Below are 12,296 nucleotides of genomic sequence, written 5' to 3'. Positions count from 1 at the left end.
AAAGAAAATTTGGTGTTACTTAACCTGTACTGACGGCGTGTAGGAGAGCTTGTAGATGGTACCGCTCTGGTCATCCGAAATTAACAAATTACCTTGCTGATCGACTGCCGTATCCACTGGTCGCCCCCAGACTTCTTGCGTTCCTGGAACTAACCAATCGCTGACTAAATCCATCTCCTCCCCTAGAGTCTTTGTCGTACTATTCCAGGGAAAGTAAACTATTTTATAGCCCGTTTTCTTGTCCCGATTCCATGAACCATGCAGCCCCACCACTACCCCATTTGAGTACAAGCTGGGAAAGTTAGTATTTTGTAAGAAGGTTAGTCCCAAGGGAGCTGAATGGGCTGGGATACCCTTGCTAATCCTGTCTAATGCATTGCAATAAATATGTCCATCAGGATTGAACTGATAGTCGCGGTCAAAGGGCATATTGTTGAAACCATTTGCTGTGTCAGGATTGGGGTTGCAAAATGGCCAACCGTAGTTACCGCCATCTCGGACTTTCGTTAACTCCTCCGGCGGGTGGTTGTCCACATAAGACTGGATAACCTTACCATATTTGCCACTGCCATCGTTGTAGGGATAGGCGATGTTGTCTCGATTATTTACGGCTACCCAAAGGTCATTTGTGTTAGGTAATAATGCTAATCCTTCGGCATTGCGTAAACCTTGGGCAAAAAGCCGCTGATTGGTTCCATCAGCGTTGTACTGATAAATCGCGCCGCGCTTTGGGTTGCTGACAGTATCTGCCGTGCAGGCATTGCACGTAGAGGCGATCGACACATAGAGTTTGTGATTGGCATCAAGTGCGATATTTTTCAGTTCGTGACCATAAGCGCCTTTGAGTTCCGATGTGCTGCTGTCTGGTAAACCAGTTACAACGATTTGCCGATTTTTTGCAATTAGGTCTCCAGAGTTGTAGATGAAGCGGTTAATTTGATGAGTCTCAGAGATATAAATGTATGTGGTGTTGTCAATCTTATGAAACACAATGTCGTGTGGCTGGCGTAGACCCGTTACGAAGTCAGAAGTAATTGGGTTATTGCTGCCATTTGACCGGACAATTAACACTTTACCGGTACTGGGCTGTGAGACTAGAAGATCCCCATTGGGAGCAACTGCTATAAAGCGAGCCTTGTTAATCCGAGTATAAACAGAGATGGAGAAGTTGGGTGGCACTTTCAAGTAACGGTTAACATTGAAGGGCGCAGAACTCATTGCACTAGGCACTTTCAGCTTGGTTTGAACAGATGCAGCTGGCGGGTCGCCGAACGCTGGAGTGGGAAGAACCTCTAAGGATATCAGACTAGTAAGTAAGGGGATCAAACTAACTAACGATCGGGATAGTATGCGTCCGAATATTGTTGGATTTAGATCAAACAACTTTGAATTTCCTTCTACTGTGGTAGTGATTTATATTACACCTGACTATTTGCTGGTCAAGAGTTAGAGCTAGCTTAACCCATAATTGGACGTTATTTACAATACTTCGTTAGGCATACTTTTATAATCGGATTTTTTCTAATTCATCAAAAAATGGGTGAGCTGAGGGTTACAAACAAAGGCAGAGCGATCGCTTTCACAAATCGAAAAGTCTTCAAGTCGAACGGTGCTTATATTACCACAACCTAGTCATTCAACCATTGTGCAGAGGGTCTTCACAGCATTCCTTCCTGGTCAAAAAGCTAAATTTATCCTTGACAAACGCAACACTAAAGGCTAAGTTTTTCTCAAAAAATTGATTGAAGCAGGTAAAATTCGTGCAGTGATTGCACATATCCCTAACTAGAACTAGCGGCGTCATGGTTATAGCGTGAGCGTGCTGTGGGGATTGCGTTGGCGCAGCCCGTCGTAGACATCGCAGTTTTCAGTTGATTTGAAAAACCAACGCGAAACCTAACCCCCTTCCCGACGTGGGAAGGGTGGAAAATTCAAAGTCTCTCTCCTTTTAGGAGAGAGATTTAGAGAGAGGTTTTCCAGATTTCCTGAAATTCGGAAACATTACTCAAGCTAATGTATATACTCATAATCAAACTCTCAGTAAAAGCGAGTATTATGCCAAACAGTCGCAGTCGGCTTTGATGGAGGTAAGAATATTAAAGGACGTAAGCGATTTATGACAGTTGATACTTTAGGATTGGTTTTGCGAGTCTTGAGTGGTTGTAAACTATCAATACGTCCATAACTTGCGGCTTCTGTCAGTTGGGCGCGAGAAAAATTGGAAACACCAATCGCCCGAGTTTTCCCTTGCTCTTTAAGTAGATTTAGAGCGCTCATAGTCTCTTCAATAAATACTATTTCATTATCGAAAGCGCCGGAAGGCTAATGAATTTGGTAAAGGTCGATGTAGTCAGTTTTTATATTTTTTAGAGAGCGATCGCAAGCTTCAAATACTATCAAAGTCTCCGACGAAATTATAGAGTTTATTGCTGCTATAACTATTCCCCAAAGCGTTATCGATTTCAAACTCTCGGATGCAGCTAAAGACCGTTTAGAGGATCGGGTTTATCGGGCAAAAACTGAAGGTCTTACAGGAAATGATCAGCGAGAGTTAGATTATTTCCTTTAGCCGATTGTATTGCGTGCGTTACGCAACGCTTTCACACCCTACTAAACTAAAAATTATCAGAAAATGTGCGATCGCATCCACCAATGGGAATTCTATACTTGGCAACTATTGCTACTTCACCATTAGAACTCCCAAGGTAAATATACAATGTCCTATCAAAATATTGCAGCCACCCTTTCGCCACAAGATATCCAAGAAATTAAAGCCGCGCTACAGACAGTCCAAAAAAAGCTGCCCTTTCTGATTACTCTCAGCACTGAAGAACGGCGTAAGTTAGTAAAAATGGGCGATAAAAGCCTAGCCTTTGTGAACAATAGCATTACTGCTGCTCAATCTAACCGCGAAATTTTTCCAGCCATTTTTGACGTTGAAGAACTGGTTCAAGATTATCAATTAGCTGCTACCCTTAGCGAACTTTTAATCTCAATGCAGCAACTCACCGAACAGGTAGATGATACCCTAATGGCTGTCGGTAGTGAAGCGATGACTAGCAGTTTGACAGTTTATGATTACGTGAAGACTGCATCGAAAAAGACTCCAGGGTTAAAAACTGTTGCTGAACAGTTGGGCGAACGTTTTAAAGCTATTGGTAAAGGCAAATCTGCTAAAACTCCCGTCTCTTGATAATTTAATACTCTTCGGCAAACTGTAGGGGCGTACATTTGTACGCCCCTATTCTGTTTATCCACCTTTGAACTCCGTTAACGAGTCTTTGAACTGGATGAATCCACCTTTGAACTCTGTTAACGAGTCTTTGAATTGGATGAATCCACCTTTGAACTCCGTTAACGAGTCTTTGAACTGGATGAATCCACCTTTGAACTCCGTTAACGAGTATTTGAACTGGATGAATCCACCTTTGAACTCCGTTAACGAGTCTTTGAACTGGATGAATCCACCTTTTATCTCCGTCAACGAGTCTTTGAACCAATACAGTTCAGTTAAGCATCTCTTTCTTCTCTCTGCGTACTCTGCGCCTTGGCGGTTCGTTAAAAAATTGACTTTGGTAACAGACTTTTAGCCTTAACTGAACCGTATTAGTCTTTGAACTTCATTAATCAGTCTCGAAAATCGAAATGTTCAGCTTTGGCGAAGGTCATTCGCGCACCGCCAAGCCTTTTGCCATCTGGGCTATATTTGGTTTTGTTGATTTCTAGCCAGTTGCAGAGCGGGAACTGAACTCTGTTGAGCGCTGTATAAATTATGTAGAGCTATTCTACAGCACTCATTTGACAACTGGCATAGCTGGGACACCAGAAGCGGGAAGTTTTGCCTTATCCCTCGTACAACTTCTTCACTGTCCCATTGTGTTGATATCTCCATTTAAACTGCAACTTGAAGTCATGAAATGCCAAATTGCCAAAATCGCTTAGGGCGGTATCTCATCCCCATATTCTTTTCGTAGAACAGCTAATCTTCGCCCAAGATTTGCTACTACACGGCACTCATTACTCTAATAGCCCCTTGTACCATCGCTTGACTAATGCTGTGGATACCTGAAGTTACAGAGATGTCACAGAAGGGTGTTGCACGCTATTGTTAACAGTTTTTGCTTCTACAATAGGTTCTCGACCTGTAATCAATCTAGAGCGACGATTACGAGTGATGTAATTCCACGCCCACTGAAATACTACTAGGAATTTAGTGTCAAACTCGATTAAGAAGTAGATGTGAACTAATAGCCAAAATGCCCAAGCAAGGAAACCTGTGAGTTTGATTAAGCCTAAATCTACAACAGCTAAATTTTGCCCAATCATCGCCAAACTACCCACATCGTTGTAATGAAATTGTGGCAAAGTATGACCTTTAAGCCGTCGTTGAATTAGTTTACCTACATACTCTCCTTGTTGTTTAGCTACAGGTGCAACACCAGGTAAGACTTTACTATCTTGGTGGGAGAAGTTAGCTAAATCTCCAATTACGAAAATGTTGTCATAACCCTCGATAGACAAGTCAGGTTCTACAATTACACGCCCAGAGTAATCGCACTCTACACCTGTACTTTCTGCTAAGACTTTCCCCATTGGGGAACCTTGGACACCTGCTGCCCACAATATAGTTTTTGAGGTAATTTCTGTAAATTCATTGCCTTTCTTGAAAGTAACGATATCACTTTCAATATTTGTCACCCTGGTGTGAGTGTGGAGTTCGACACCCAACTTTTGCAAAGCTACTGCTCCTGATTTCGATAACTCTGGCGCAATGTGTGGAAGGATGCGAGGGCCCCCTTGTAATAGTAAAATTTTCGTTTCTGAAGTGTTGATGCTGCGGAAATCTTCTTTGAGAGTTTTGTGTGCCAACTCGGCGATCGCACCTGCTAATTCTACACCAGTCGGGCCACCCCCCACAATTACAAAAGTCAAGAAAGCACGGCGAATTTCTGGATTAGTTTCTTTTTCTGCTGCTTCAAATGCGCCAAATATCCGGCGACGCATTTCTATCGCATCTTCCACACTTTTCAAACCAGGAGCAACTTTTTCCCAGTTCTCCTTACCAAAATAGGAATGGTTAGCACCTGTGGCGACAATTAATGTATCATAAGGTACTACTTCATCACCCAAAAAAACTTGTTGCGCTTTTGGATCAATATTATTTACTTCTCCCAACAACACCTTTGTATTCTTGCTTTTCTTAAATACAGATCGCAATGGTGCAGAAATATCAGAAGGTGATAGGGTACCTGTGGCAACTTGATATAAAAGCGGCTGAAATAGGTGAAAGTTACGTTTATCAATGAGAGTAACATTTACATTCGCTGCATTCAGACCCTTTGCTGCATACAATCCACCAAAGCCACCACCAACGATAACTACCTGATGCGGTGTATTATTATTAAGCGCAACTACCATAAAAATATTTCCTTGTGTTAATAAGCTGTAACTATTCTTAACAAAAATCTAACAGCATTATGATAAAGGTTGCTGTTTATTTAGAACAATTGAAAAAATAATAAAAGTAGTAAAAGTTAGTTTTTAGCCCTCAGTTTCGGATTGCCCTCAGCAATAATTTGGCACACTTCGCCAATTTGGTAAGTAGATTTCTCCATTATATAATTTGCTGCACAAAGAAAAACTCTGTTGCTTTACTCAAAGTTTTATTTTCTGACTCAATACGCCAAACTAATTCAAAAACCTTTGAGTTCGCATTGCTGATAGTTGGAAGCAACTCGGCAACCAGGTATATTTGCACTTATTGAAATGCTTTCTTTCAACATATCTATATAATAAGATATTCACTATGAGCTATAACTATATTTTGAAACGTATATATACATACAGACAGCAAAACCTAAAAAAAAATAAAGAAACCTGTTGTTCGCCTAACCAAATAATAAGATACTAATAGTAATAGTATATACAAAAAATTGAGTTTTCTTCTCATCTAACTAATATTTGAGTGCATCTGAGTACAGCTTAATAGATTGCAAAATATCTTGATTAAATGTTTGCAAAGGCTTACAGGTAAAGTTTATTGTAGCGATTACAGAAATTCTTCAACCCTATCCCAAAAAAACTAGTACCCCCATTATTAAATACTAGCGCCCCTACCCCAAGACATATTTTAAGTCTATCTGAAGTCGGGGTTTTGGCGTTTGAGTACAACCTTAATCAATCCAATAAATCCAATCAGCATTGGGTTTCCTATCGAGTTGGAAGTCGCCTGATATAAGCATGAAAATAGCACAAGGCTCTTTCAACCAGATAGACAGTACCGATGCAACAGTCTTTAGACAATATCAAGAATCCCCAGACTATCAAAACGCAGGATTCTGCACATACATCCCTGCTGAAAAATCTCTACTCTGGCGTTTTTTTTGAGCCATTATTGAGTGATTTTCGCATTATCTTTGAGCGCGATCCAGCAGCATGTAATTGGCTAGAAGTGGTGTTTTGCTATCCTGGATTGCACGCACTCTGTTTGCATCGTCTTGCTCACTGGTTACATGGTCGAGGAGTGGGTTTTATCCCCCGCTTAATTTCTCATTTGGGGCGATTTTTGAGCGGAATTGAAATTCACCCAGGCGCAGAGATTGGTCAGGGCGTGTTTATCGACCACGGAATGGGTGTTGTGATTGGCGAAACTGCGATCGTCGGCGACTATACACTGATTTACCAGGGTGTCACCCTTGGGGGGACTGGTAAACAAAGCGGTAAGCGTCATCCCACAGTGGGTAAAAATGCAGTGATTGGGGCGGGTGCGAAAGTTTTGGGTAATCTTGAAATTGGCGATCGCGTCCGTATTGGTGCAGGTTCGATTGTCTTACGGAATATCCCCAGCGATTGCACAGTCGTGGGAGTTCCGGGCCGAATTATTTCTCGAAATGAAAACGCCAGCCTTTCTCCTTTAGAACATGGAAAGCTACCCGATGTGGAAGCAACCGTGATTTATTCTTTACTCTCACGCATTGAGCAACTCGAAAAACAACTGCAAACTTTAGAAGTCAGCAAACAGCAGGCTGGAGTTAGTAGTAAGTAATTATTTTCCTTTATCCCCGTCATCTTCCCCACTTTGCCAATATGAGAGAATTAAATGCCTCACAACTCAGTTCTGAGCCTTTAAGCGATCAAGTTTTGCAAATTCCTTTGAGCGATCGCTGGCGAATCTATCACCGTTTGCAAGAGTTAAAAATTAATAGTTCTTGTCCCCCGGATGGTTCTTTACGAGTGCAAGTGAACAATTTGCTAGAAATAATTCTAATTCGCAGTACGGTTATGCAATTTCTTGCTTGTCGTCAGGAATTATTGGAGTGGCTAGAGCGTTGCTGGCATTACAATGATGAAAAATGAAGTGTTTTTGTTAAACCTAATTCAGAGACTATTAATCTTGAATTCATGACGCAAGCACTGCACTTCATACTTTTTGTTCATAGATGCACAAATCTATTCGATATTTAGAAGTTGAAGCTACTGTACGCTAGCAGATTTTGTTGCAGACTGAGAAGGATTAACCGAGTTTTAGATTTTGTTTAGTCTACTAAATCTGAAATTTTCCTGACATTTAGCAACAATTACAAGAGCGAAATTACCAAACAAGACTGGAAATTTTTGATTTTTAATTCTTTCCCAAATTAATAACTTGAAAGTTAAATCAATTATGCCTACTCGGAACAGAGATATAAAACTCCTCAATTTTTTGCACAAGGAACTTGAACTTTCAAATGCGGATATTGCTGTAGCTCTGCGACACCGTGAGTCAGAAAATGGCCCGTTAGCGATGCTCCTCTGGCAGTATGGTTTAGTTAACTTGGAGCAGCTAGAAAAGATTTTTGACTGGTTAGCAGAACACAGTTAGCTAATTTGTACCCATCATCTGCCTAAATTACACCCCAATGCTCTAGAAAATCTGAGGTTACCAAGATGATTACATCCTTAATTGCTGGATTCTGTGTCTTACTTTGTTCCGGATTTGCTAATAGCTATATTAGTTCATTGCTACTCGAACAAACTTCAACTGACATCGGTAAAAACGATTAGTAAAATATACATGGTTTTAGTTCCCTGTCATACAGATGTAATGCTGATAATCGGTCAATAATTAAGGATCATGTATCCTACATTATGAATTGTGATATTTTTAGCATTTACCATCGCTGGGGATTGTAGAGAGAAAGGATATTAAGAATACTTCCAAGAGAGGGATATTTGCAATGAATCAAATCATAATTAATGACACTACATTGCGTGATGGCGAACAAGCAGCAGGTGTTGCTTTTAACCTAGAAGAAAAAGTAGCGATCGCTAAATTTCTCGATGCCATTGGTATTCCCGAATTAGAAGTTGGTATACCAGCAATGGGTAACGAAGAAATACGAGCGATCACAGCAATTTCTAAGTTAGGTTTACAAGCAAAACTCCTGGGCTGGAACCGTGCTGTCATCTCAGATATTAAGGCTTCTATCGCTTGCGGTCTTAACCGGGTGCATATCGCCATTCCCGTCTCTGGTATCCAGATCGCCGCCAAATTCCACGGTCAATGGCGAGTAAGTTTGCAAAAACTCAAAGACTGTATCAGCTTCGCCGTCGATCAAGGTCTTTGGGTAGCAGTCGGTGGAGAAGATTCTTCTAGGGCTGATGAAAACTTTCTTTTAGATGTAGCACTTTATGCTCAAGAATGGGGTGCATCCCGGTTCCGCTTTTGCGATACCGTAGGAGTTCTAGACCCTTTCACGACCTACACAAAGGTCAAACGGCTGGTTTCAGCTTTGATGATTCCCCTAGAAATCCATACCCACAATGATTTTGGTCTGGCAACAGCCAACGCCCTTGCGGGTATCAAAGCTGGAGCCTTATCAGTGAATACCACAGTTAACGGATTGGGTGAAAGGGCGGGAAATGCAGCGTTAGAAGAAGTTGTGATGGCGATCAAACGCATCTATGGCGTTGATTTGGACATCAACACTCGTAGTTTCTTGGAACTGTCTCAACTAGTTACTGCTGCATCAGGTGCTAGCGTACCACCCTGGAAAGCGATCGTTGGCGAAAATACCTTTGCTCACGAATCTGGCATCCATGCTCACGGGGTATTACAAAACCCCATCACCTACGAACCATTTGCTCCCGAAGAAGTGGGTTGGGAACGGCGTTTAGTAATAGGCAAACATTCTGGACGGCATTTAGTTTCAAACTTGCTAGAGCAGCATGGAATTTTCTTGAACTCCCAAGAAACCCAATCTGTTTTAGACGCAGTGCGCCATCAATCGGTACAGAAAAAACGCAGCCTGACGACAGAAGAACTATTGAATTTGGTCATAAAACAGAGATACTCTCATGCAACGCGATGAATTAGAACTAAATTTGCCACCTGCTTTTGAAATTGGTGAAAAAGTTAGAGTTCGCAAACTGCTCAAAAACGATGGTACTTTTCCTGGTAAGGAAGTCGGGCAAGTTTTAGTGAAAAAAGGAGATATCGGTTACATCGCAAGTATAGGCACATATTTGCAGAGTTCATATATTTATGCTGTGCATTTCTTAGAAACAGGGTTCGTCGTCGGCTGTAAGAAAAATGAACTAGAATCTGTTGAGAAATCTCATGAAAGTAATGCTACGCATGAATGACGCCGGTACCTTAGTAGTCTACGTTGCTAAAAAAGACCTTGAGGAAGAAGTAGTCAAACAAACCGATGGAAATGATGGGAAGATTCTCACTCTAGCAAATGGTTGGGAATTGGAATTTCGTGATTTGCCAGACGCAGCAAATTTACCCCAAACTGTAGAAGCTAAACGCCTCTCATAAAAAAGTTAGGAGTGATGAGTTATGAATGATAATTTATGATTATTAACTCCTAACTTTTAACTCCTAACTCTAAACTCTAAACTCCTCACTCCTAACTTTTTATCAATCATGGGTAACAAGTATTTGACGTTATCAGAATTGAATCTTGAGGGACAGTTACTAGGTTTTGTTGGTGGTGATCCAGGAAAATATAAATACTTGCAATTGGCAGTTCCATCTGGAAATGTGGAAATTAAACTGCCTAAAGAGTTACGCCGTTCTCTAAGTTTATCCTTAGTTCTTGGCCAGCAAATTCGCGTTTGTGGTCATAGTAAGGTAGACTCACGCACAAGTAAAATAAAAATCAAAGCCTATCGGGTGACACCAATCGATGCGTGTCCAAATCAAGATTTACCGCCTGTAACCAAAGCGAGGATTATGGTATGTCAAAAGTCAGGTTGTCTCAAACGTGGTGGTAAAGGGTTTTTATCAGAATTAGAAAAAACTTTGAGCGATCGCGGTTTGTTAGACAAAGTTACCATTGAACAAACTGGTTGCCAAAAATGCTGTAGCAGCGCCCCCAACTGTGTTTTAGAACTTGGTAAAAAGAAATACAAGAATATTCAACCTGAAGCGATCGCATCTTTGCTAGAAAGTCACTTAACTCAAGAGTAATAACCTTCTCTAGCTATTCTTAAAATAATACACAACTTTGTAGGGGTAAAATTTTACCCCTATTTATTGGTATCGTCTGTGTAGCACCCTTGTCAATTAGGATAAAAATAACTCTGCATTTTCGTAGTTGTTATGAGCCTTACCACTGCTAAACGCTTTACTATAGGTGAATATCACCGTCTAGCTGAACTCGGCTTCTTTGAGGAGGATGAGCGAGTTGAGCTAATTAAGGGTGAAATAATCCAGATGGCAGCAAAAGGTACACCGCATTCTGTTTGTGAAACACGCCTAGAGCAAGAGTTATATAAACTAGTAGGCGATCGCGCAACCCTGCGAGGACAACAACCAATTACTTTGTCTAACAACAGTGAGCCTGAACCACATAGAGGAATTGCAAAAAATAGAGATAATGACTCATATTTTTCAGATTGTTTTTTTAGACTATATTTGATGTCATCATCAAAATTAGATAACGAATATTATGAGCTTTACCAAGATTGTTTGGATAATTACCTGAGTAGTTTTTGTATTTGATAACCATCTTAGAGAAAAAATGCCCTTACTTTCTAGTAAGAGCATTTAAATTTACTTATTTAATGTTTAGTGGGGAAATCTATACAGCTTGGGATACTTTTCGCTTAAGCTTTATCCAAACTTCCATTACTCCAGCTATTATTTTTCCTGAGGAAAATGTAGTCTTTTCTCTTGTCCATAATCACTGAAGATAAATCAAGCTGTATTGCGAATAGTCCTTACCCAATTGCTACAATAGACCTTTTGCGCCGTTTGCTGCCAGCTAAGGCCAGACCGACGATTCCTAAACCAGTGAGACTAGCAGGCTCAGGAGTCGATTGGACAATACCAGATTTCTTGAATTCAAATGCAATGGTTTGTGTGCCGTTGAATTTGTTGGCATCATAGCCAGTAGTTAGCAACTGCTGCGTTACATCACCCTGTGCTAGAAACGAGATTCCATTAAGATATTTTCCAGAGTCAATGACATTGAGATTAAATGTATTGTCATTGCCGTTATTAGTAAAGTAACTACTGGTCAAATCACCATAACCGACAACACCACCACCTTGTTTTACCTGACTTTCGTAAGAATTCCCTCCTCCTGTCAAACCACCATATGTAGCAACAGTGTAGCCTTCTTTGATATCAGTAACTGTCTTTGCCTGAACACCACTATAAACACCTAGTTGTTGTACCCCTGAAGCATTCACTGAGGAGAAGTGAATACCAAACAAATCCCCGCTGCTCATTGCATTATCAAAGGTCTTACCGGCCATGTTAAAAAACAAATCACCATATCCAATCTGACCACCTGCTGCACCCTGTTCAGCCTCTCCTGTTAACTTCATATTGCCATTGATTGCCACAATGACGCTGGTAGCAGTTTCTTTGATAGCCATACCAGAGATATCGTAGGGATTTACTGTCCCTGGTGCAGCACCAACCCAGTAATTCCCGTTCATCCCATCTTTGTTTGAATCAAATGCATACTGCCAACCGCTAGCATCATTGGGGTTTTGACCCACCAAAAGACCGGTAGTGTCGTTCAAACACTCCAAAGATATGCTAAATGCTGTTCCCTTTAAGTCGGAGGCATATGCTCCTTGACCAGCCACGAAGAAGATTCCAAAAGTGGTAATGCCAATCTTCAGTAAATTGAATAAGCTGTGAGTTTTCATTATTTATAACCTGATTGATTTAGGGAATCACAATTTCCTGGACTTATCTATTTGTAATTGGAATTACAAAAACAAAAAAGCGTGATTCTTCTGAAAATATAATTGGGAAAAATTAACGGTAATTTTATAAAAATCAAATAACCAAT

Annotated in this window: 12 protein-coding genes and 3 pseudogenes; 11 read left to right on the top strand and 4 right to left on the bottom strand. The window is 40.8% G+C overall.

The window, feature by feature from the left end; genetic code table 11:
- Positions 1–15: 15 nt before the first annotated feature.
- The gene (locus V7K21_RS21435; protein ID WP_335177234.1) at positions 16–1,383 is read right to left on the bottom strand and encodes a PQQ-dependent sugar dehydrogenase; all 1,368 of its coding nucleotides are present in this window, start codon (positions 1,381–1,383) and stop codon (positions 16–18) included.
- A 685-nt stretch (positions 1,384–2,068) separates the two neighbouring features.
- On the opposite strand from V7K21_RS21435, the pseudogene V7K21_RS21430 reads away from it, so the two are divergent.
- Positions 2,069–2,155 (top strand): annotated as a pseudogene (locus V7K21_RS21430) (IS5/IS1182 family transposase); the annotation flags it as partial.
- Between the two features lie 2 nt (positions 2,156–2,157).
- Here the strand turns inward: V7K21_RS21430 and V7K21_RS21425 are convergent.
- A pseudogene (locus V7K21_RS21425) lies at positions 2,158–2,394 on the bottom strand (aldo/keto reductase); the annotation flags it as partial.
- Positions 2,395–2,716: 322 nt separating this feature from the next.
- Between V7K21_RS21425 and V7K21_RS21420 the strand changes: the two are divergent.
- The gene (locus V7K21_RS21420; protein WP_335177233.1) at positions 2,717–3,193 is read left to right on the top strand and encodes a hypothetical protein; all 477 of its coding nucleotides are present in this window, start codon (positions 2,717–2,719) and stop codon (positions 3,191–3,193) included.
- 67 nt (positions 3,194–3,260) lie between these two features.
- Complete coding sequence (locus tag V7K21_RS21415; RefSeq protein ID WP_335177232.1) at positions 3,261–3,590, top strand: hypothetical protein; 330 nt, start codon at positions 3,261–3,263, stop codon at positions 3,588–3,590.
- 481 nt (positions 3,591–4,071) lie between these two features.
- Here V7K21_RS21415 and V7K21_RS21410 read toward each other — a convergent pair whose 3' ends face one another.
- Positions 4,072–5,418, bottom strand: a complete 1,347-nt coding sequence (locus V7K21_RS21410) for an NAD(P)/FAD-dependent oxidoreductase (RefSeq protein WP_335177231.1) — start codon at positions 5,416–5,418, stop codon at positions 4,072–4,074.
- A gap of 865 nt (positions 5,419–6,283) precedes the next feature.
- Here V7K21_RS21410 and cysE point away from each other — a divergent pair.
- From cysE to V7K21_RS21370, 8 genes and pseudogenes are all read left to right on the top strand, one after another.
- A complete protein-coding gene (gene cysE, locus V7K21_RS21405; RefSeq protein WP_335177230.1) occupies positions 6,284–7,045 on the top strand; it encodes a serine O-acetyltransferase in 762 nt (253 codons plus the stop codon).
- 41 nt (positions 7,046–7,086) lie between these two features.
- Entirely contained in the window at positions 7,087–7,356 is a 270-nt protein-coding gene (locus V7K21_RS21400) for an Asr1405/Asl0597 family protein (protein WP_335177229.1), read from the top strand.
- 307 nt (positions 7,357–7,663) lie between these two features.
- Positions 7,664–7,861 carry a DUF2949 domain-containing protein gene (locus V7K21_RS21395; RefSeq protein WP_335072657.1) on the top strand — a complete coding sequence of 66 codons (198 nt, stop codon included), beginning with the start codon at positions 7,664–7,666 and terminating at the stop codon, positions 7,859–7,861.
- Between the two features lie 355 nt (positions 7,862–8,216).
- The gene (gene nifV, locus V7K21_RS21390; protein ID WP_335177228.1) at positions 8,217–9,350 is read left to right on the top strand and encodes a homocitrate synthase; all 1,134 of its coding nucleotides are present in this window, start codon (positions 8,217–8,219) and stop codon (positions 9,348–9,350) included.
- The gene (locus V7K21_RS21385; protein WP_335177227.1) at positions 9,337–9,624 is read left to right on the top strand and encodes a nitrogen fixation protein NifZ; all 288 of its coding nucleotides are present in this window, start codon (positions 9,337–9,339) and stop codon (positions 9,622–9,624) included. Before nifV ends, V7K21_RS21385 begins: the two co-directional genes overlap by 14 nt.
- Positions 9,599–9,802: a putative nitrogen fixation protein NifT gene (nifT, locus tag V7K21_RS21380; RefSeq protein WP_273768323.1), complete on the top strand. Its 204-nt coding sequence runs from the start codon at positions 9,599–9,601 to the stop codon at positions 9,800–9,802. The genes V7K21_RS21385 and nifT overlap by 26 nt, the downstream gene beginning before the upstream one ends.
- 108 nt (positions 9,803–9,910) lie before the next feature.
- Complete coding sequence (locus tag V7K21_RS21375) at positions 9,911–10,456, top strand: (2Fe-2S) ferredoxin domain-containing protein (RefSeq protein ID WP_335177226.1); 546 nt, start codon at positions 9,911–9,913, stop codon at positions 10,454–10,456.
- A gap of 132 nt (positions 10,457–10,588) precedes the next feature.
- A pseudogene (locus V7K21_RS21370) lies at positions 10,589–10,870 on the top strand (Uma2 family endonuclease); the annotation flags it as partial.
- 338 nt (positions 10,871–11,208) lie between these two features.
- Here the strand turns inward: V7K21_RS21370 and V7K21_RS21365 are convergent.
- Complete coding sequence (locus tag V7K21_RS21365; RefSeq protein WP_335177225.1) at positions 11,209–12,150, bottom strand: XDD3 family exosortase-dependent surface protein; 942 nt, start codon at positions 12,148–12,150, stop codon at positions 11,209–11,211.
- Positions 12,151–12,296: the final 146 nt, after the last annotated feature.

This window comes from Nostoc sp. (assembly GCF_036919595.1).
GTDB lineage: Bacteria > Cyanobacteriota > Cyanobacteriia > Cyanobacteriales > Nostocaceae > Nostoc.
Note: the sequence above shows the minus strand (reverse complement) of the source record. Positions and strands in the feature narration are given on the sequence as shown.

What these genes read in the sequence shown, in the direction of transcription:
- V7K21_RS21420 (WP_335177233.1), top strand. Translation starts at nt 2,717, where the DNA reads ATGTCCTATCAAAATATTGCAGCCACCCTTTCGCCACAAGATATCCAA.
- V7K21_RS21410 (WP_335177231.1), bottom strand. Translation starts at nt 5,418, where the DNA reads ATGGTAGTTGCGCTTAATAATAATACACCGCATCAGGTAGTTATCGTT.
- cysE (WP_335177230.1), top strand. Translation starts at nt 6,284, where the DNA reads ATGCAACAGTCTTTAGACAATATCAAGAATCCCCAGACTATCAAAACG.
- V7K21_RS21400 (WP_335177229.1), top strand. Translation starts at nt 7,087, where the DNA reads ATGAGAGAATTAAATGCCTCACAACTCAGTTCTGAGCCTTTAAGCGAT.
- V7K21_RS21395 (WP_335072657.1), top strand. Translation starts at nt 7,664, where the DNA reads ATGCCTACTCGGAACAGAGATATAAAACTCCTCAATTTTTTGCACAAG.
- nifV (WP_335177228.1), top strand. Translation starts at nt 8,217, where the DNA reads ATGAATCAAATCATAATTAATGACACTACATTGCGTGATGGCGAACAA.
- V7K21_RS21385 (WP_335177227.1), top strand. Translation starts at nt 9,337, where the DNA reads ATGCAACGCGATGAATTAGAACTAAATTTGCCACCTGCTTTTGAAATT.
- nifT (WP_273768323.1), top strand. Translation starts at nt 9,599, where the DNA reads ATGAAAGTAATGCTACGCATGAATGACGCCGGTACCTTAGTAGTCTAC.
- V7K21_RS21375 (WP_335177226.1), top strand. Translation starts at nt 9,911, where the DNA reads ATGGGTAACAAGTATTTGACGTTATCAGAATTGAATCTTGAGGGACAG.
- V7K21_RS21365 (WP_335177225.1), bottom strand. Translation starts at nt 12,150, where the DNA reads ATGAAAACTCACAGCTTATTCAATTTACTGAAGATTGGCATTACCACT.